Origin of the sequence: Stenotrophomonas sp. P2112 (assembly GCF_041897515.1) — a bacterium.
In the GTDB taxonomy this organism is placed as follows: domain Bacteria; phylum Pseudomonadota; class Gammaproteobacteria; order Xanthomonadales; family Xanthomonadaceae; genus Stenotrophomonas; species Stenotrophomonas sepilia.
Genome location: NZ_CP169216.1, coordinates 2,823,991 through 2,841,459, shown reverse-complemented (window position 1 = coordinate 2,841,459; position 17,469 = coordinate 2,823,991). Strand labels below are relative to the sequence as shown.

19 protein-coding genes are annotated in these 17,469 nt (G+C 66.3%); 10 read left to right on the top strand and 9 right to left on the bottom strand.

Annotation, left to right across the window (positions count from 1 at the left end):
- Window positions 1–209: 209 nt before the first annotated feature.
- Window positions 210–1,184 carry an RluA family pseudouridine synthase gene (locus ACEPA4_RS13230; RefSeq protein ID WP_031269982.1) on the top strand — a complete coding sequence of 325 codons (975 nt, stop codon included), beginning with the start codon at window positions 210–212 and terminating at the stop codon, window positions 1,182–1,184.
- A gap of 347 nt (window positions 1,185–1,531) precedes the next feature.
- On the opposite strand, the gene zupT is transcribed toward ACEPA4_RS13230, so the two are convergent.
- The 3 genes from zupT to ACEPA4_RS13215 all read right to left on the bottom strand — a co-directional run bounded on the left by zupT (window position 1,532) and on the right by ACEPA4_RS13215 (window position 3,202).
- Window positions 1,532–2,341 carry a zinc transporter ZupT gene (gene zupT / locus ACEPA4_RS13225; RefSeq protein ID WP_065186060.1) on the bottom strand — a complete coding sequence of 270 codons (810 nt, stop codon included), beginning with the start codon at window positions 2,339–2,341 and terminating at the stop codon, window positions 1,532–1,534.
- Between the two features lie 97 nt (window positions 2,342–2,438).
- Complete coding sequence (locus tag ACEPA4_RS13220) at window positions 2,439–2,855, bottom strand: energy transducer TonB (protein WP_065178285.1); 417 nt, start codon at window positions 2,853–2,855, stop codon at window positions 2,439–2,441.
- Window positions 2,852–3,202: a 4a-hydroxytetrahydrobiopterin dehydratase gene (locus tag ACEPA4_RS13215; RefSeq protein ID WP_021203009.1), complete on the bottom strand. Its 351-nt coding sequence runs from the start codon at window positions 3,200–3,202 to the stop codon at window positions 2,852–2,854. The genes ACEPA4_RS13220 and ACEPA4_RS13215 overlap by 4 nt, the downstream gene beginning before the upstream one ends.
- A 90-nt stretch (window positions 3,203–3,292) precedes the next feature.
- On the opposite strand from ACEPA4_RS13215, the gene ACEPA4_RS13210 reads away from it, so the two are divergent.
- Together ACEPA4_RS13210 and ACEPA4_RS13205 are read left to right on the top strand one after the other, a co-directional pair.
- On the top strand, window positions 3,293–3,892 hold the full coding sequence (locus ACEPA4_RS13210; protein ID WP_049417239.1) for an NfuA family Fe-S biogenesis protein: 600 nt from the start codon (window positions 3,293–3,295) through the stop codon (window positions 3,890–3,892).
- Between the two features lie 10 nt (window positions 3,893–3,902).
- On the top strand, window positions 3,903–5,663 hold the full coding sequence (locus ACEPA4_RS13205) for a hypothetical protein (protein ID WP_164093187.1): 1,761 nt from the start codon (window positions 3,903–3,905) through the stop codon (window positions 5,661–5,663).
- A 185-nt stretch (window positions 5,664–5,848) separates the two neighbouring features.
- Here ACEPA4_RS13205 and ACEPA4_RS13200 read toward each other — a convergent pair whose 3' ends face one another.
- Both ACEPA4_RS13200 and ACEPA4_RS13195 read right to left on the bottom strand, forming a co-directional pair.
- The gene (locus tag ACEPA4_RS13200) at window positions 5,849–6,262 is read right to left on the bottom strand and encodes a barstar family protein (RefSeq protein ID WP_005417606.1); all 414 of its coding nucleotides are present in this window, start codon (window positions 6,260–6,262) and stop codon (window positions 5,849–5,851) included.
- Window positions 6,262–6,714, bottom strand: coding sequence for a ribonuclease domain-containing protein (locus tag ACEPA4_RS13195; protein ID WP_095378112.1), 453 nt, complete (start codon window positions 6,712–6,714; stop codon window positions 6,262–6,264). Before ACEPA4_RS13195 ends, ACEPA4_RS13200 begins: the two co-directional genes overlap by 1 nt.
- A 220-nt stretch (window positions 6,715–6,934) precedes the next feature.
- Here ACEPA4_RS13195 and ACEPA4_RS13190 point away from each other — a divergent pair, with 220 nt between their 5' ends.
- The gene (locus ACEPA4_RS13190; RefSeq protein ID WP_005410310.1) at window positions 6,935–7,546 is read left to right on the top strand and encodes a superoxide dismutase; all 612 of its coding nucleotides are present in this window, start codon (window positions 6,935–6,937) and stop codon (window positions 7,544–7,546) included.
- Between the two features lie 131 nt (window positions 7,547–7,677).
- Here ACEPA4_RS13190 and ACEPA4_RS13185 read toward each other — a convergent pair whose 3' ends face one another.
- Window positions 7,678–8,526, bottom strand: a complete 849-nt coding sequence (locus ACEPA4_RS13185; protein ID WP_065186062.1) for an endonuclease/exonuclease/phosphatase family protein — start codon at window positions 8,524–8,526, stop codon at window positions 7,678–7,680.
- Window positions 8,527–8,688: 162 nt separating this feature from the next.
- Here ACEPA4_RS13185 and ACEPA4_RS13180 point away from each other — a divergent pair, with 162 nt between their 5' ends.
- Both ACEPA4_RS13180 and ACEPA4_RS13175 read left to right on the top strand, forming a co-directional pair.
- Window positions 8,689–10,254: an oligopeptide:H+ symporter gene (locus tag ACEPA4_RS13180; protein ID WP_065186063.1), complete on the top strand. Its 1,566-nt coding sequence runs from the start codon at window positions 8,689–8,691 to the stop codon at window positions 10,252–10,254.
- A gap of 7 nt (window positions 10,255–10,261) precedes the next feature.
- Window positions 10,262–10,885: a rhomboid family intramembrane serine protease gene (locus tag ACEPA4_RS13175; protein ID WP_005417591.1), complete on the top strand. Its 624-nt coding sequence runs from the start codon at window positions 10,262–10,264 to the stop codon at window positions 10,883–10,885.
- Between the two features lie 48 nt (window positions 10,886–10,933).
- Here the strand turns inward: ACEPA4_RS13175 and ACEPA4_RS13170 are convergent, their stop codons facing one another.
- On the bottom strand, window positions 10,934–11,095 hold the full coding sequence (locus tag ACEPA4_RS13170) for a hypothetical protein (protein ID WP_162911592.1): 162 nt from the start codon (window positions 11,093–11,095) through the stop codon (window positions 10,934–10,936).
- A 208-nt stretch (window positions 11,096–11,303) separates the two neighbouring features.
- On the opposite strand from ACEPA4_RS13170, the gene ACEPA4_RS13165 reads away from it, so the two are divergent.
- From ACEPA4_RS13165 to cfa, 3 genes are read left to right on the top strand one after another with little or no spacing between them, the layout of a single operon-like run.
- Window positions 11,304–11,606, top strand: coding sequence for a GNAT family N-acetyltransferase (locus ACEPA4_RS13165; protein WP_005417588.1), 303 nt, complete (start codon window positions 11,304–11,306; stop codon window positions 11,604–11,606).
- Window positions 11,607–11,643: 37 nt separating this feature from the next.
- Window positions 11,644–12,525 carry a DUF3298 and DUF4163 domain-containing protein gene (locus tag ACEPA4_RS13160; RefSeq protein ID WP_262090803.1) on the top strand — a complete coding sequence of 294 codons (882 nt, stop codon included), beginning with the start codon at window positions 11,644–11,646 and terminating at the stop codon, window positions 12,523–12,525.
- 19 nt (window positions 12,526–12,544) lie between these two features.
- A complete protein-coding gene (gene cfa / locus ACEPA4_RS13155; protein ID WP_065186064.1) occupies window positions 12,545–13,660 on the top strand; it encodes a cyclopropane fatty acyl phospholipid synthase in 1,116 nt (371 codons plus the stop codon).
- 127 nt (window positions 13,661–13,787) lie between these two features.
- Here the strand turns inward: cfa and ACEPA4_RS13150 are convergent, their stop codons facing one another.
- Window positions 13,788–15,956, bottom strand: a complete 2,169-nt coding sequence (locus ACEPA4_RS13150) for a M3 family metallopeptidase (protein ID WP_065186065.1) — start codon at window positions 15,954–15,956, stop codon at window positions 13,788–13,790.
- A gap of 130 nt (window positions 15,957–16,086) precedes the next feature.
- On the opposite strand from ACEPA4_RS13150, the gene ACEPA4_RS13145 reads away from it, so the two are divergent.
- On the top strand, window positions 16,087–16,566 hold the full coding sequence (locus ACEPA4_RS13145) for a glutathione peroxidase (RefSeq protein ID WP_065186066.1): 480 nt from the start codon (window positions 16,087–16,089) through the stop codon (window positions 16,564–16,566).
- Between the two features lie 76 nt (window positions 16,567–16,642).
- On the opposite strand, the gene ACEPA4_RS13140 is transcribed toward ACEPA4_RS13145, so the two are convergent.
- A complete protein-coding gene (locus ACEPA4_RS13140) occupies window positions 16,643–17,422 on the bottom strand; it encodes a ferredoxin--NADP reductase (protein WP_005417572.1) in 780 nt (259 codons plus the stop codon).
- Window positions 17,423–17,469 lie beyond the last annotated feature (47 nt).

The window sequence follows — 17,469 nt, the reverse complement described above, 5'->3', positions numbered from 1 at the left end:
GAGCGCCACGCGGGACATGTTCAGCACGGTTGCGTGTCAGGCATCCGGCGATGGCCGGGAAGGCCGGTGAGCCGCTAACATGGCCGCCCCGCGGGCGGTGGTCGCGCACTGTGCCGGATTCGTCGGAAGCTGGGCTTCTGGCCCTGAGTAACTTCCAACGAAATCAATCCCTTATCTCGCCCCCCGAGTGTAACAGAATAAACAGCCTGATGACCGCCCAAGACCCGACCAAACCCGCTGGCGACAAGCCTTCCGTGCGCATGATCACCGTTCCCGCCGACCGCGCCGGCCAGCGCCTGGACAACTTCCTGCTCGGCCAGCTGAAGGGAGCCCCGCGCAGTCTGGTGTACAAGCTGGTGCGCAGTGGGCAGGTTCGGGTGAACGGCGGCCGCGCCAAGGCCGAGCGCAAGCTGGAGGCGGGCGATGAGGTGCGTGTGCCGCCGGTCCGTCTCAGCGAGGAAGGAGACAAGGCCGGTCCGCCAGAGGCGTTCATGCGCCGCCTGGAGCAGGCCATCGTCTTCGAGGACGCCCGGCTGCTGGCCCTGAACAAGCCCTCCGGCGTGGCCAGCCACGGCGGCAGCGGCATCAGCTTCGGTGCCATCGAGACCCTGCGCGCCTTGCGCCCGGGACAGACACTGGAGCTGGTCCATCGGCTGGATCGCGACACCTCGGGCCTGCTGATCGTGGCCAAGAAGCGTTCGGCACTGAGCGAACTGCAGGCGCTGTTGCGTGAAGACCACGGCGCCGGCATCCGCAAGCGCTATCTGACCCTGCTGGCCGGCCGCATGCCGGACGGCGTGATGACCGTCGACGCGCCGCTGCACGTGGGCCTGCGCCAGGGCGGCGAGCGCCATGTACAGGTCAATGCGATCGGCAAGGAATCGATCAGTCACTTCCGGGTGCTGGAGCGCCGCGGCGGCCATTCGTACTGCGAGGTGCGCATCGAAACCGGCCGCACCCATCAGATCCGCGTGCATGCCCAGCATCTGGGCCATCCGGTGGCCGGTGACGACAAATACGGCGATCCTGCGGTCAACAAGCGGCTTCGTGAGCAGATCGGACTGAAGCGACTGTTTCTGCACGCGGCCTCGCTGGAGTTTGCACTGGACGACGGCAAGAGTCCGTATGTGCTGAACGCGCCGCTGGCCGATGAGCTGGTCGAGGCGCTGGACCGGCTGCGCTGACGGCGGTTCGGCGGCGCCGGGTGCTTGGTCGGCGCCGTCGCTTCCCTGCGGAGAGTGGGCTTGTCACTTTCTTTGCTCGTGCAAAGAAAGTAACCAAAGAAACACGCCGCCATCCGCGAGCCGGCGCCGCGCGCCGGTGCCCTGCGCTCCTCGGTCCGCCGAGGGACGGCGCGGAACTCGCTGCGCTCAGACACCCGCGCCTCTTCGCCCTCGCCGGACCTGCGGTGCTCGGCTCGCTACAAGGCGGACCCGGACATCCGCAGCGTAGGCCCATACCCGCCCGTGACCTCTCGATACTGTGGGACGTACCAGCCGCGAGGGGGCTCAGCCCGTTGGCTGCAAATCCCTCACCACTTGAACAGCACCAGGCTGATCGCCAGCGAGCCCATGCCCGCCACCAGCCCATAAACGGTCTCGTGGCCCTTCGCATAGCGCTTGGCGGCCGGCAACAGTTCATCCAGTGCCAGGAACACCATCACGCCGGCAATCAGCCCGAACACCCAGCCGAAGGTGGCGTGCGAAAGCGACCCGGACAGCAACCAGTAGCCGAGCGCCGCGCCCACCGGCTCGGCCAGACCCGACAGCAGGCTGGCGCTGAATGCATAGGCCTTGTTCTGGGTGGCGAAGTACACCGGCACCGCGATCGCGATGCCCTCGGGGATGTTGTGGATGGCAATCGCAAAGGCCAGTGGCATGCCCACCGACGGGCTTTCCAGCGTGGCGAAGAAGGTCGCCAGCCCTTCCGGGAAATTGTGCGCGGTGATCGCGACGGAAGTCAGCAGCGCGACCCGCTTCAGGTACTCGCGGCTGTTCTCGCGGAACGCAGGATCTTGCTTGTCCAGGCTGTCATGCGGGTTGGGAATGAAGTGGTCGATCAGCACGATCACGATCACGCCCAGCAGGAACGCCAGGGTGCCGTAGGTGAAACCGGTGCGTTCGCCATGGGCCAGTGCGAACGAAGCAATGGACTTGTTGAGGATTTCCGACAGCGACACATAGACCATCGCGCCGCCGGCGAAGGCCAGGCCGAAGGCCAGCAGGCGCGGGTTGGGGCGGCGCGAGAACAGCACCAGCAGGCTGCCGATCGCAGTGGCGAGGCCGGCCGCGAGGGTGACCGCCAGCGCAATCCAGATGTTTTCGGGGGGAATCTGCAGCATCTACCGACGCAGTCCTGGTCAACAGACAACCGCCCCGGACAGGGCCGGGGCGGCGAGGGCGAGGCGGGCGCCGGCTGGCCTCGTCGGGTGCGTGCGATCAGCCGCCGCGGCGCAGGCGCTCTTCAATGGCGAAGCACTGGTCCGGCTTCGGCTGCGGCGGGTTGAAGCTGACCGGCACCTGGATGGTGGCCGGCACCGCCTGGCCATTGCGTGTCGCGGCCTTGAACTGCCAGCCCTGCACGGCGGTTTTGGCCAGTTCGTCCAGCTGCGGGTTGCCCGCGCCAGTCAGCAGGGCGACCTCGCTCGGCTTGCCGTCGGTGCCGATGGTCACCTTGAACGTACTGGTGCCGCCCACGCCCATGCAGGCCAGTTCAAGCGGGTACTGCGGCGGCGGCGTCTTCACTGCTGCGACTTCGGTTGGCGGCGGCGGCGGTGGTGCCGGCGGTTCGGACGAGCCGCAGCCGGCCAGGCCGGCCGCAGCGATCAGGGACAGGCTCAGCAAGCGTACGTTCATGGCAGTTGCTCCGTCAGGGCCGAAGTCTTGGCCGCGCAGATGAAGTCGTTCTCGCTCAGACCGCCCACGTCATGGGTGGAAAAGCGCACGACCGCGCGGTCGTAGTGCACGCCCAGGTCCGGATGGTGGTCCTCGCGATGGGCAATCCAGGCCAGCGCGTTCACGAAGGCCATGGTGGCGTAGTAATCCTTGAAGCGGAAGGTGCGCGTCAGGGCCTGCCCGCCCTCGCTCAGCTCCCAGCCGGGAACCTGCGGCAGCAGTTCGGCCAGGCGGGCTTCGCCGAGCTTGTGGTCGCTGCCTTTGCGTGGCACGCAACGGGCCTGGGCCAGTGGAATCAGGTCGGCCATGGGAATCTCCACCTCGTGTTGACTGAACAATGCGCCGGACGGTGTATAAACCGAATGAGCGGCTGACGCTTACTTGGCTAGAATAGCCTGATGATCCAGATCTCCGACACTGCCCAGACCCATTTCCGCAAGCTGATCGAACGCGAGGGCGTGCCTGGCATGGGCGTGCGCCTGAGCGCGGTCGACCCCGGTACTCCGCGCGCCGATGCCCGGCTGGAGTTCGCCGAACCCACCGACCTGCTGGGCGACGAGTGGGCGGTGGACTGCGATGGCTTCACCCTCTATGTCGATGCTGGCAGCGTTGGCTGGCTCGACGGTGCCGAGATCGACATCGTCGCCGGCACCGCCGGTGCCCAGCAGTTGACCATCAAGGCGCCGCGCATCAAGGGTGAAGCGCCCGGTGATGCGGCCTCGCTGGTCGAGCGCGTGCACTGGGTGGTGGAGAACGAAGTCAATCCGCAGCTGGCCTCGCATGGCGGCAAGGTGGCCGTGCAGGAAGTCTCGGCCGACGGCGTGGTGCTGCTGCGCTTCGGTGGTGGCTGCCAGGGCTGCGGCATGGCCGACGTGACGCTCAAGCAGGGCATCGAAAAGACCCTGATGGGCCGTGTGCCGGGCGTGACCGCCGTGCGCGACGCGACCGACCACGACAGCGGCCACGCGCCGTACATCCCGCGCGACAACGTCGCCTGATCGCTGACGCGTGCCTCTGACCCGGGCCGAGCAACTCATCGATCTGCTGCTGGCCCGCCAGCAGCCCCGCGCCGTCCTTGAGAAGACCACGCGCCTGCCTTATGGCTGGGCGCTGTGGCTGCGCTCGCTGGGGCCGCTGCCGCGGCCGTTGCATGCCCGCGAAGTGATTGCGGTATTGCTGCCGCGTCCGCTGCCCGGCCGGCCAGGCCAATCGCCGCAGTTGTCACCGTGGCAGGCGTTGCGCCGTCTGTTCTGGCAGGACTGGGACGCTGCGCCGCGCGACCAGCGCTGGATGCGCTGGACCTCGGCGCTGATCAGCGCACTGCTGCACCTGCTGTTCTTCATGCTGCTGCTGTGGGTGGCGGTGATCCGCACCACTGCGCCAGACGAAGAGGGCGCCGAGGGCGAGCGCGTGCAGGTGGAGTTCGTCGGCCGCGCGACCCAGGAAGGCGGGGGCGATCAGCCCGGCGCCGAAGTCGCTGCGGCCGCTGCGGCAGGTCGGGTTGCGACGGGGCAGCAGGCGGACGCCGCCACAGCTCCTGCCCCGCGTCCGGCGGCTGCCGAAGCCGCCGCATCTTCCCCTGCATCCGCGCCGACCGCCGGTGTTCCTCCGCCGCCAGCCGAAGCCGAGCCGGCGCCGGTTGCCGCGCCGCCGCCTTCACCGGTCCAGGCCACCGAGGTGGCGCAGGCCAGCACGGATTTCGTGGTGCCGCCGGTCAGCGTGCCGCGAACCGAAGTCAGCGTCGTACCACGTGACAGCACGCCCGTTGTGCGCGAGCGCAGCGTGCAGCCGGTGCAGGCGCCGCCGACGCCAAGCCAGATGCGCAGCCCGGAACTGGCCGTGCGCACGCCGCAGGTGCGTGACATCCAGGTGCGCGAACGCGAAGTCAGCATCGTCGAAGCGCCCGTCGCGCCCAAACCGCTGCGCAGCCCTGAAATGCAGGTTCGCGTGCCACAGCAGGACGTGCAGGTGCTTGAACGTGAAGTGCAGGCCGTGGCCGATCCGCAGGTGCGGATGGCGGCGCTGGCCGGGCGTGAGCCCGCCGTACGCGCGCCCACCGGCCGTGATGTACAGGTGCGGGAGCGTGAAGTGGCCCCGGCACCGGCGGTGGCACCGGCATCCTCCAGTGGCAGTGCCACCGTGACGCCTGCGGCTGCGGCCCAAGGCCGCGCGGCGCAGACGAGCAGCAGCACGCGTCCGTCAGCCTCCAGCAGCACACCGGCAAACGCAGGAGCGCGCCCGGCCCCCGATCCCGGCAACTGGGCGACACCGGCCAAGGGCGATGACTGGGGATCTTCCAGCCGCAGCCGCGACGGCAGCAATGGCGGTGCCCGCCAGGCCAGTGCCGCCGGCAGGGGCAATGGCCTGTTCAATGCCGATGGCAGCGTACGCGTGCCGGGCCAGGACGGCGACGGCCACGCCGAGCGAGGTGCGCCCGGTGGCGCCAACGACGGCTGGAGCAAGGAGCGCATCGCGCAATCGGGCACATGGCTGAAACGTCCGCCGTACGACTACACGCCGACGTCGTTCGACAAGTACTGGGTGCCACAGGAATCGCTGCTGGCCGAATGGGTGCGCAAGGGCGTCAAGGCGATGGAGATTCCACTGCCGGGCACCAACACGAGGATTTCCTGCGTCATTTCGATCCTGCAGGCCGGCGGTGGCTGTGGCCTGACCAACCCCAACATGCAGGACCAGCCGGCCGTGGCACGGCCGCCGCCGGACATTCCGTTCAAGAAAGAACTGCAGGAAGACAACGGCAGCCGCTAGCGGCTGCCGTTGTCCACGCATGTTCCCTTATCCCCGCGCCGTTGGCGCGCCCCCTTGAACAACAAGGGGGCTTTTCGCTGGACCAACAGCGGGATGTGGCGGTCGTGCTGGCGTGCTTTGGTGGGTGCCAACCTTGGTTGGCACAGAAGCGCCGACCAAGGTCAGCCTCTATCAGGGCGTTGCCCTTACGTGCTCTGTGACAGGAACACCCAGAACGGTACATCGCGACCGACCCAATCGCGGCTGGCTTCATCCATCACGTCCAGCAGGGTGTCGAAGTCCCTCTGTGCGTTGGCACGCAGTGCATCCACGTCGGCCAGGAACAGCGCGTAGCCGTTGGCCGGCAGCCATTGCAGATCACGCAGATTGTCTGACAGTGCATCCCAGTTGCCGCCGAAACCGGCCGGGAAATCCAGTTGCGCGGCGAGCCGGGCGAGCAGGGTGCGCTTGTCCGTCACGCCTTCCAGATCAATGCGGATCACCTTCAGGCTGGCATCGCGCATTGCTGCGGCCAGTGCGCCGATGTCATCGCTGTCGATGGCATAGACGCCGGCATTATTGATGTCATGCAGGCCGAGGCCGAAATCATCGTGGCTCATCACTGCGCTCCCTGGGCCGGTACGGTGAAGCTGCGGAACGATTCGTAGTGGTCGTCGGTGTAGTACCACGCCTCCGGCGGATCGCCGCCGGTGACGATGCGGCGCGTGCCACGCGTGCGTGCACCGGGGGTGTTGACGGTGTACTCGCGGTAGTAGCCACGCGGACGTTGCGGCAGCTGCTGCTCGCGGTTGCCGAAGGTGGTGCCGTCCTGGCGGTGCGGGAATGGACCGCCTCGCTGGATCAGGGCAATGGTCTGGCGTGCTTCGGTGGGCAGGAACGCGGGGAGGCCGTTGTCCCGTCCGGGCGTGGCCGTGGCAGGCGCCCGTGCGGTCGGTGTTCCCTGCAGGTCCGGTGCGAACTGTGGCGCCGGCGGCCGCTGCAGGAAATGGTTGGCGACCAGGCCGAGCAGCAGCAGGGCGATGGCGGTGATCAGCAGCCGGGGGTTGCGCATGGGCAGGGGCGGGCGAGGGGTGGTGCACGCACTGTAGCGCCTGCGCGCTGCATGGCGCATGAGGAGGGCGCCGCGTCACTGCTGCGTAACAATTGCCGTCGTGCTCACTGGCAGGACGCAATTTCCTTTACATCCCCCTTGGTAATCTGCGGGTCTGTCCCCATCATTCACGGCGCACCGCCCGACATCGTCGGGTGCCCTCGCAATCAGGAGATGCATCATGGCCTACACCCTGCCCAAGCTGTCCTACGCCTACGACGCGCTGGAGCCGCATATCGATGCGGCGACGATGGAAATCCATCACACCAAGCATCACCAGACCTACATCAACAACGTCAACGCGGCGCTGGAAGGCACCGAATACGCTGACCTGCCGGTCGAAGAGCTGGTGAAGAAGCTCAAGTCGCTGCCGGAGAACCTGCAGGGTCCGGTGCGCAATAACGGTGGTGGCCATGCCAACCACTCGCTGTTCTGGACCGTGATGGCCCCGAACGCGGGCGGCAACCCGGTGGGTGACGTGGCCAAGGCCATCGACAAGGACCTGGGCGGTTTCGACAAGTTCAAGGATGCCTTCACCAAGGCGGCGCTGACCCGTTTCGGCAGTGGCTGGGCATGGCTGAGCGTGACCCCGGACAAGAAGGTCGTGGTCGAGAGCACCGGCAACCAGGACAGCCCGCTGATGGAAGGCAACACGCCGATCCTCGGCCTGGACGTTTGGGAGCACGCGTACTACCTGAAGTACCAGAACCGCCGCCCGGAATACATCGGCGCGTTCTTCAACGTCATCGACTGGAATGAAGTCGAGCGCCGTTACCAGGAAGCGATCGCCTGATTGCGGTGATGGGATGAGTGGAAAGGCCGGGGGAGACCCCGGCCTTTCCTGTTGCAGGATTCATTCGGTAGCGCCGGCCGCTGGCCCGCAATCGTGTGGTCCCCGGGGAGCCGGCCTGCGGCCGGCACGACCTATTCGGCAGTGGCCGTATCGTCCTGCAGGCGCAGGGTTGCCAACACGCCGAGGCGCAGTCCGGGCAGGTCGCCGTCGGCGGGCAGCAGGATCGGCTGCTGGCGGATGCCGCCGAAGTGCTTGACCTGGAACAGCACGTCCAAGCCGTGGCCACTGGCGCCGCCACCACTGGCTGCAGGCGGCTCGGCGCGGCCGCCGGGATTGCGCCGTGCCGGCTGGAAGCCGGGCGTGCTACGCACCAGCTCAACCGTGCTGGCCGAAAAGTCGCCCGCGATCAGGCTGGGCATGCCTTCGGCGGTGGCGCCGATCCAGGTCATCAGGTCGCTGGTCTGGTGTTGGCGGGCGGTGGCCTCGTCCGGGTCCGGGCGGAGCCGCGCCACATAGATGTTGACCAGCGCCTCGCCCAGCTTCAGCCGCATCATGCCGGCCGCACTGAAGGTGCCGGGAGGATGCAGCAGGGTCACGCCGTCCTCGCTCACCGGCAGCCGGGTCAGCATGGCGTTGCCATGGCGCAGTGGCTGGCTGGGTGGGTCGGCGGTGACGAAGTCGCAGCTGTAGCGCAGCCGGCTGGCCAGCCAGCAGGCCGGGTTGCGGCCTTGCTGCTGCAGCACCTGCTGCACCGAGATCACGTCCGGCTGCAGGTCGGTCAGCAGTTGTGCGACCTGCTCGCGGCGCTGCTTCCATTGCGCGTCATCGCGGCTGGGCAGCTCCAGCGCGGCTACCGTCAGCTGCCGAGGTTCGCTCTCACGGGCAACGGCGGCCGGCGCCTGTGGTCGTGCCTGCGCCTGCAATGCCAGCAACAGCGCAAGGCAGCTGAGCAGGAGGCGGGCGGGGGCGAGGGGGCGCATAACGATAAGTTTACGCTTTTGCCGTGCAGATGCCGTGACTTCCGGCAGGGCCTGCACTGCCTGCCACGGATTGGCACCGTTGTCATGCAGCCCTGCAGCGTGCTTCGCAAGCCCCGGTTCCGGTAACCTTGCGCCTTTCGCTTTGCAGGAATGCCTTACAGGATGAGCCACGACGCAGTCGCCCCCATCGCCGGCCAAGGAAAGATGCCGCGCCAGATTCCGTACATCATCGGCAATGAGGCCTGCGAACGGTTCAGTTTCTACGGGATGCGCAACATCCTGGTGCAGTTCCTGATCACCTCGCTGCTGCTGCAGGAAATCACTGCGGAAGGCCGTGCCGGTGAAGCCAAGGACATCATGCACAGCTTCATGATCGGCGTGTATTTCTTCCCGCTGCTCGGTGGCTGGCTGGCCGACAGGTTCTTCGGCAAGTACCACACGATCCTCTGGTTCAGCCTGGTCTACTGCGCCGGCCACCTGTGCCTGGCGCTGTTCGAGAACAGCCGCGAGGGCTTCTTCCTTGGCCTGGGCCTGATCGCGCTGGGTGCCGGTGGCATCAAGCCGCTGGTGGCCTCGTTCATGGGCGACCAGTTCGACCAGAGCAACAAGCACCTGGCCAAGATCGTCTTCGACGCCTTCTACTGGATCATCAACTTCGGCTCGCTGTTCGCCTCGCTGCTGATCCCGCTGGCACTGAAGAACTGGGGGCCGCAGTGGGCGTTCGGTATCCCGGGCATCCTGATGTTCATTGCAACCTTCGTGTTCTGGCTGGGCCGCAAGCGCTACGTGCTGGTGCCGCTGCCGCCGAAGGATCCGCATTCGTTCGCCAATGTGGTGCGTACCGCGCTGACCACGCGCGTGGCCGGCCAGGGCCGTCCGGGCCTGGTGATCGCCGTGCTCGGCCTGGCGCTGGCTGCAGCCTCGTTCGGCCTGGTCGGCTCGCTGGGCATCGTGATCTGCCTGTGCCTGGCGCTGGTGTCGATCCTGGCGGGCATCGGTGGTGGCACCTGGCTGCAGCTCGATCGCGCCCGCGGCCAGCATCCGGCCGAAGCCGTGGAAGGCGTGCGCTCGGTGCTGCGCGTGCTGGTGATCTTCGCGCTGACCACGCCGTTCTTCTCGCTGTTCGACCAGAAGGCCTCGACCTGGGTCCTGCAGGGTCAGCAGATGCAGATGCCGAGCTGGTTCACCGCCTCGCAGATGCAGGCGCTGAACCCGCTGCTGGTGATGATCCTGATTCCGTTCAACAACCTGGTGCTGTACCCGGCCCTGCGCCGCTTCGGCTTCGAGCCGACCGCGCTGCGCCGCATGACCGCCGGCATCGCCTTCAGCGGCCTGGCCTGGATCGTGGTCGGCGGCATCCAGGTGGTGATGGACGGCGGCAACGCCATGTCGATCTTCTGGCAGATGCTGCCGTATGCGCTGCTGACCTTCGGTGAGGTGCTGGTCTCGGCCACCGGCCTGGAGTTCGCCTACAGCCAGGCGCCGCAGGCGATGAAGGGCGTGGTGATGAGCTTCTGGAACCTGACCACCACCATCGGCAACCTGTGGGTGCTGCTGTCGAACGCTGCCGTGCGCAACGATGCCGTGACCCACAGGATTGCCAGTACGGGCCTGAGCGAAGCGGCGTTCCTGATGTTCTTCTTTGCCGGTTTCGCCTTCGTCGCGGCGTTGGCCTTCGGTTGGTACGCGAAACGCTATCGTATGGTCGACAACTACCGTAGCGCCTGAGCCTGACATGACCCCCGTCAATCTGCTGTTGATCGCCATCACCGCCATCCTGTCGTGGATGGCGTTCAACAACCGCAAGCTGGCCGATCGCCTGATCCTGTGGCCGCCGGCCGTCGACCGCCATCGCCAGTACGACCGGCTGGTGACCTATGGCTTCATCCACGCCGACTGGTCGCACCTGATCTTCAACATGATCACCCTGTTCTTCTTCGGGGGATTCATCGAGAGCGTGATGGTGCAGCTGACCGGCAGCTACCTGACCTACCCGGCGTTCTACATCGGCGCGCTGCTGGTCTCGATCCTGCCCAGCTACCTGAAGAACCAGAAGAATCCGAACTACCTCAGCCTCGGGGCATCCGGTGCGGTGTCGGCGGTCCTGTTCGCCTTCATCCTGATCAAGCCGTGGTCGATCATCCTGGTGTTCTTCATCCCGGCACCGGCGATCATCTATGCCGCGTTCTACGTCGGCTACAGCATCTGGATGGACAAGCGCGGCGGCGATCGCATCAACCACAGCGCGCACCTGGCAGGTGCGGCGTTCGGCGTGATCTTCATGCTGGCCATGCAGCCGAGCATCTTCAACCACTTCCTGCGCGAACTCTCCAACCCGACCTTCCGCCTGGGCGGCTGAAGCGTGCCGGGGTCGGATCCTGTGGATCCGGCCCCGGCGTATCCGGTTTCAGGCCTGGGTCGTGTGGCCGTAGGTATCCAGCAGGCGGGCGAATACTTCCTCGCCGATGCGCTGGAAATCCTGATCCTCGGTCTGCCCTTCCACCGCCAGTTGCAGCAGGCCCTCCAGCAGGGCGCGGTCGGTATCGGAATGGGAATCGCTGGCGTGCATGGGAGCCTCCACGGTGGTGCGCATGATCAACGGTCGCAAGGGTCGTGCCAGCCTAGCCGTACCCCGCCATAGGCGATAGCGGCCGGCGACCCTCCAGCTTGAGGGCGAAAACTGACGTGAATGGACTGGACTTGCCCCTGTTCAGGCTTCACGCGATCATGGCGCCCGGCTGCGCACCATCCACGCAGTCGCCGCAGGAGACAGTTCCATGGCTTCGGTCACGCCCCCCGGTCTGGCCTACGAGGTCGAACACGATCTGGCCAACCACCGCTTCACCGCCCGTGTGCGAGGACAGCTGGCGGTGCTGGACTACCAGATCAAGCGCAAGCGCATGGTCATCACCCACACCGAGGTGCCTGAGCCGATCGCCGGCCGTGGCATCGCCGGTGAACTCACCCGCGTGGCACTGCGTTTCGCCCGCGAGCAGAAGTACAAGGTGGTGCCGGCATGTTCCTACGCCGAGGCCTTCCTGCAGCGGCACGAGGAGTACCACGACCTGCTCGTTGGCTGAATGCCAGCGGGCCACGCTTCAGCCATGGCAGGCGATGATGTACAAACATGAACAGGGGATCCCGATGAAGATTGGAAACAACCGGCCACTGCACGGCAGCGTGCTGGCCGGCGTGGTGGGCGTGCTGTTGCTGGCCGGTTGCCAGCGTGAAAGCGAGCCGGCGCCGGTAACCGACGCGGCGCCCGCCGCCGAAGCCACCGCCGCCGGCGAGACGCCGGCCACGGAAGCGCCGCTGGACCTGCGCGACGTGATCGAAAACAACGAGCGCGAAGTGGTGGGCATCAGCTACCCGGCCGGTATCGACCGCTACCCCGGCCTGGCGCGCGCGCTGCAGAGTTATGCGACGAGTGCACGCAGTGACCTGCAGCAGGCTCTGGACGGGCTGGGCAATGACAAGCCGACCATGCCCTACGAGCTGTCGCTGAGCTTCGAGAAGCTGCTGGAAACCCCGCAGCTGGTGGTGGTCAGTGCCGATGGCAGCCGCTACACCGGTGGCGCCCATGGCGAACCGCTGGTGGCGCGCTTCGTATGGCTGCCGCAGCAGCAGCAGATGCTCAGTGCCGACAAGCTGGTGACCGATGCCAAGGGCTGGAAGGCAATCAGCGATTTCGTCTCCGACGAGCTGCGCGAACGCGTGGCCACGCGGCTCAGCGGCGAGGACATGGACCCGGCCCAACTGCAGGAATCGCTGCGCAACGCATCGCGCATGATCGCCGACGGGACTGGCCCGCAGGCCGACAATTTCAGCCAGTTCCAGCCACTGACCGACGACAAGGGGCAGATCACCGCGCTGCGCTTTGTTTTCCCTCCGTACCAGGTGGGTCCATACTCGGACGGCACCCAGACCGCCGATGTACCGGCGGCGGTGCTGTTGCCGCACGTGGCCAAGGACTACGTGGAGCTGTTCGCACGCGGTTGACCGCAGTCGAGGAGGTGACGTGGATACAGGGTTGCAGGAGCGGGTCGCCGGCCTGCTCCACGAAGCCGGGGTCCGCATCGGCGGTACCCAGCCACAGGACATCCAGGTGCATGACCCGCGCTTCTTCGCGCGGGTCATGGGCCAAGGCTCGCTCGGCCTGGGCGAGAGCTACATGGAAGGGTGGTGGGATGCGAACGTCCTGGATGAATTCCTCGCCCACCTGATGCAGGCGCACCTGGATGAACGGGTGCACGGCTGGCGCGAAGTGGCCGATGCGCTGAAGGCGCGCCTGTTCAACCTGCAGGCGGGGCAGGGCAGCTACGAGGTCGGGCGCCGTCATTACGACCTGGGCAACGATCTCTACCAGGCCATGCTGGGCCAGCGCCTGGTCTACAGCTGCGGCTATTGGCGCAACGCCGATGATCTCGACGCCGCACAGGAAGCCAAGCTCGACCTGGTCTGCCGAAAGCTGGGCCTGCGCCCGGGCCAGCGCGTGCTGGACATCGGCTGCGGTTGGGGCGAAGCGCTGAAGTTCGCCGCTGAGCGCTACGGTGTGAGTGGCGTCGGCGTGACGATTTCGCAGGAGCAGGCCGAGTTCGCGCGGAACCTGTGCGCGGGCCTGCCGATCGAGATCCGACTGCAGGACTATCGCGAGCTGGACGAACCGTTCGATGCGATTTTCTCGATCGGCATGTTCGAGCACGTCGGTGACAAGAACTACGCGGGCTTTTTCGAGGTGGCCAAGCGCTGCCTGTCGCAGCGCGGCCTGCTGCTGTTGCACACCATCGGCACCAACATCTCCCGGCATCGCACCGATCCGTGGATCGCGCGCTACATCTTTCCCAACTCGATGCTGCCGTCGGCGGCGCAGATCACCCGGGCGTTCGAAGGCCGTTTCGTGCTGGAAGACTGGCACAACTTCGGCACCGACTACGACCTGACCCTGCAGGCCTGGCGGCGCAACGTAGAGGCGGCGTGGCCACGGCTGGATGCGCGCTACGACGAGCACTTCCGCCGCATGTGGCGCTTCTACCTGGCCGGGTCGATGGCCACCTTCCGCTGCCGGCACGCGCAACTGTGGCAGCTGGTGCTGTCGCCGGAAGGCGTGCCGGGTGGGTACGTGGCGCCACGATGAAGCCAGCGCGGGGTCGGAGACCCCGGGGTCAGATCCCTTTTCACAGAAAAGGGCTCTGACCCCAACCACAACAAAAAAACCGCCCGGTCTCCCGGGCGGTTTTCGTTTCACGCTACCGCGCAGGTGATCAGTTGCCGGCGCCGGTCAGGCCACGCTTTTCCAGCAGCGGTTCGATCTGCGGCTCGTGGCCGGCGAAATCGCGGAACAGCTGCATCGCGTCGACGCTGCCGCCCTTGGACAGCAGGGTGGCACGGAAGTGGTCGCCGTTCTTGCGGCTCAGGCCGCCATTGTCCTTGAACCACTTCTGGGTGTTGGCATCGAGCACTTCCGACCAGATGTAGGCGTAGTAGCCGGCCGAATAGCCGCCCATGATGTGGCTGAAGTACGGGGTCTTGTAACGCGGCGGAACCGGAGCGTAGTAGATGCCGTCCTTCTCCAGCGCGGCGCGCTCGAAGGCCATCACGTCCTTGGCCGCCGGCACCTGGTCCGGGCCGATCTGGTGCCAGCGCTGATCCAGCATGGCCGCACCCAGGTACTCGGTGGTGGCGAAGCCCTGGTTGAACTTGGCCGCCGCCAGCACCTTGTCCAGCAGCGCCTGCGGCATCGCCGAACCGTTCTGGTAGTGCTTGGCGTAGTTCTTCAGGATGACCGGGTTGTCAGCCCACATCTCGTTGACCTGCGAGGGGAACTCGACGAAGTCACGCGGCACCGAGGTGCCCGAGAAATACGGGTACTTCACGTTGGAGAACATGCCGTGCAGGGCGTGGCCGAACTCGTGGAAGGTGGTGTTCACCTCGTCCCAGGTCAGCAGGGTCGGCTGGCCGGCCGGCGGCTTCGGAATGTTCAGGTGGTTGGCGACCACCGGCTTGAAGCCGGTCAGCTTGGACTGCGAGACGTAGGAGTTCATCCACGCACCACCGCGCTTGGAGGCGCGTGCATACGGGTCGAAGATGAAGATCGCCAGCTGGCTGCCGTCGGCGTCGAACACGTCGTAGACGGTGACGTCATCGTGGTAGACCGGCAGGTCGGTGCGCTGCTTGAAGGTCAGGCCGAATTCCTGGCCCGCGGCGTAGAACACGCCGTTCTCCAGCACGTTCTTCATTTCGAAGTACGGCTTCAGCTGCGACTCGTCGAAGTTGTACTTGGCCTGGCGCACCTTCTCGCTGTAGAAGGCCCAGTCCCACGGTTCCAGCTTGAACGTCGGCTTGCCGGCGGCCTTCTGTTCCTGGTCGATCATCGCCTGCAGGTCGGCGGCTTCACGCTTGGCGTTGGCCACCGCGGCCGGGGCCAGCTTGCCCAGCATTGCGTTGACCGCTTCGGGGGTCTTGGCGGTCTGGTTGGTCAGGTTGTAGGCGGCGAAGTTCGGGAAGCCCATCAGCTTGGCCTTGTCGGCACGCAGCTGCATGATGCGCGAGACCAGCGCGGTGTTGTCGAACTCACCGCCACGGCTGCCACGGCTGACCGACGCTTCGTAGATCTTCTGGCGCAGGGCGCGGTTGGCCAGGTTGGTCAGCGGCGGCTGGCCGGTGGTGTTGAGCAGGGTGATCACGTACTTGCCGTCCTGGCCGCGGGCCTTGGCGGCTTCGGCGGCGGCGGCGATCTGCTCCTTGGACAGGCCGTCCAGCGCCTTGACGTCGTCGACGGTGATTGCCGAAGCGTTCACTTCCGACTGCACGTTCTGGCTGAACTTGGTGCCGAGGTTGGCCAGCTCGGCGTTCATCTCCTTCAGCTTGGCCTTGTCGGCCTCGGACAGCTTGGCGCCTGCGCGCACGTAGTTGTCGTAGTACTTCTCGACCAGGCGCACGCCTTCGGCGTCCAGGCCCAGCTGGCTGCGGGTGTCATACAGCGCCTGGATGCGGGCGAACAGCTTGCCGTTCAGCGCGATCGCATCGCTGTGCGCGGCGAACTTCGCCGAGTAGTCGGCCTGCAGCTTCTTGCGGGTGTCGTTGGTATCGGCGCCGACCAGGCTGAAGAACACGGTGGTCGCGCGGTCGAGGATGTCACCGCTTTTTTCCAGGGCGATGATGGTGTTGTCGAAGGTCGGCTTGGCCTTGTTGTTGGCGATGGCCTCCACTTCCTTCAGCTGCTGCGCCATGCCGGCGTCGAAGGCCGGGGCGAAGTCGCTGTCCTTGATCCTGTCGAACTGCGGATAATGCAGGGGCAGCGGGCTTTCGGCGAAGAACGGATTGGCCTGCTGGGCATGGGTGCTGGCAGACGGGGTGACGGCGCTGGCCGAGAAGGCGGGCAGGGCAAGGCCGAGGGACATGGCCACGGCAAGGGCAAGGCGGGTGGTCAAGGCAGGGACTCCGGTAAGGCAAACAAGGGCCCGAGGGTAACCCGGCCGGCGGCGCCCGCACTTGTGTCAAAAGGCATGTTGCCGGCTCCGGGCGCGGGTACCATGCATTCACCACCCACGGCCCGCCATCATGACCAGCGCCTACGATTTCAGCTTCCGTGACCTCGACGGCCAGCCGCAGGCGCTGGCCCGTTATCAGGGCCACCCGTTGCTGCTGGTGAACGTCGCCAGCCGCTGTGGCTTCACCCCGCAGTACACCGGCTTGGAACAGTTGTGGCAGGACTACCGCGAGCGCGGCCTGGTGGTGATCGGCTTCCCGTGCAACCAGTTCGGTGCGCAGGAGCCGGGGGGCGCGGCGCAGATCCGCCAGTTCTGTTCGCTGGACTATCCGGTCAGCTTTCCGCTGTCGGAGAAGATCGAGGTCAACGGCGAGGGCGCTGATCCGTTGTGGGCCTGGATGACGCACGAAAAGCGTGGCCTGCTCGGCAGTGCCCGCATCAAGTGGAATTTCAGCAAGTTCCTGGTCGATCGCCAGGGGCAGGTGGTGTCGCGGCATGCGCCCACCACCAGGCCGGAGCAGTTGCGCAGCGCGATCGAAGCGCTGCTGTGAGGTAGTGCCGGCCGCTGGCCGGCAATCCCATGGTGCCAGGAAGCGCGGGCCAGCGGCCGGCACTGCCGTTGCAGCATCATTTCTCGACGAACGCGCGCTCGAACACGTAGTGGCCCGGTTGGCCGATGCGCGGCGAAACCTGGAAACCCCGGGCATCGAGCACGGTGCGAAGGTCGGCCAGCATCTGCGGGCTGCCGCAGATCATCGCGCGGTCGTTTTCCGGGCTCAGTTCCGGCAGGCCGAGGGTGCGCTGCATCTCGCCGCTCTCCATCAGCTGGGTCAGGCGGCCCTGGTTGGCGAACGGCTCGCGGGTGACGGCCGGGTAGTACAGCAGCTTGTCGCCGATCATCTCGCCGAGGAACTCGTGCTCACGCAGTTCCCTCTCGAAGTAATCGCGGTAGGCCAGGTCCTTTTCGTAGCGCACGCCGTGGCACAGGATCACCTTCTCGAAGCGCTCGTAGGTTTCCGGGTCCTTGATGACCGACAGCCACGGCGCCAGGCCGGTGCCGGTGCCCAGCAGGTACAGGTTCCTGCCGGGATGCAGGTCGCTGATCAGCAGGGTGCCGGTGGGCTTCTTGCCGACCAGTACCTTGTCGCCCGGCTTGATGTGCTGCAGGCGCGAGGTCAGCGGGCCGTCCTGCACCTTGATGCTGAAGAACTCCAGCTGTTCTTCCCAGTTGGCACTGGCAATGGAATAGGCGCGCAGCAGCGGTCGCGCCTCGGTTTCCAGGCCGATCATCACGAACTGGCCGTTCTCGAAGCGGAAGCCGCTGTCGCGGGTGGTGGTGAAGCTGAAGTAGGCATCGGTCCAGTGACGGACCTCAAGCACCGTTTCGGCGCCGAAAGCGGAGGACATGGGCGTATCTATCGAAAGTCGTCGGGGGTAATTCTATCTCAAATGAG

Excerpts from the sequence above, each read along its gene's own strand:
- ACEPA4_RS13160 (WP_262090803.1), top strand. The coding sequence starts at position 11,644 with ATGTACAAACATGAACAGGGGATCCCGATGAAGATTGGAAACAACCGG.
- ACEPA4_RS13200 (WP_005417606.1), bottom strand. The coding sequence starts at position 6,262 with ATGAGCCACGATGATTTCGGCCTCGGCCTGCATGACATCAATAATGCC.
- ACEPA4_RS13185 (WP_065186062.1), bottom strand. The coding sequence starts at position 8,526 with ATGCGCCCCCTCGCCCCCGCCCGCCTCCTGCTCAGCTGCCTTGCGCTG.
- ACEPA4_RS13165 (WP_005417588.1), top strand. The coding sequence starts at position 11,304 with ATGGCTTCGGTCACGCCCCCCGGTCTGGCCTACGAGGTCGAACACGAT.
- ACEPA4_RS13170 (WP_162911592.1), bottom strand. The coding sequence starts at position 11,095 with ATGCACGCCAGCGATTCCCATTCCGATACCGACCGCGCCCTGCTGGAG.
- ACEPA4_RS13180 (WP_065186063.1), top strand. The coding sequence starts at position 8,689 with ATGAGCCACGACGCAGTCGCCCCCATCGCCGGCCAAGGAAAGATGCCG.
- ACEPA4_RS13140 (WP_005417572.1), bottom strand. The coding sequence starts at position 17,422 with ATGTCCTCCGCTTTCGGCGCCGAAACGGTGCTTGAGGTCCGTCACTGG.
- ACEPA4_RS13210 (WP_049417239.1), top strand. The coding sequence starts at position 3,293 with ATGATCCAGATCTCCGACACTGCCCAGACCCATTTCCGCAAGCTGATC.
- ACEPA4_RS13230 (WP_031269982.1), top strand. The coding sequence starts at position 210 with ATGACCGCCCAAGACCCGACCAAACCCGCTGGCGACAAGCCTTCCGTG.
- ACEPA4_RS13145 (WP_065186066.1), top strand. The coding sequence starts at position 16,087 with ATGACCAGCGCCTACGATTTCAGCTTCCGTGACCTCGACGGCCAGCCG.
- ACEPA4_RS13175 (WP_005417591.1), top strand. The coding sequence starts at position 10,262 with ATGACCCCCGTCAATCTGCTGTTGATCGCCATCACCGCCATCCTGTCG.
- ACEPA4_RS13215 (WP_021203009.1), bottom strand. The coding sequence starts at position 3,202 with ATGGCCGACCTGATTCCACTGGCCCAGGCCCGTTGCGTGCCACGCAAA.
- ACEPA4_RS13190 (WP_005410310.1), top strand. The coding sequence starts at position 6,935 with ATGGCCTACACCCTGCCCAAGCTGTCCTACGCCTACGACGCGCTGGAG.
- ACEPA4_RS13195 (WP_095378112.1), bottom strand. The coding sequence starts at position 6,714 with ATGCGCAACCCCCGGCTGCTGATCACCGCCATCGCCCTGCTGCTGCTC.
- zupT (WP_065186060.1), bottom strand. The coding sequence starts at position 2,341 with ATGCTGCAGATTCCCCCCGAAAACATCTGGATTGCGCTGGCGGTCACC.
- ACEPA4_RS13220 (WP_065178285.1), bottom strand. The coding sequence starts at position 2,855 with ATGAACGTACGCTTGCTGAGCCTGTCCCTGATCGCTGCGGCCGGCCTG.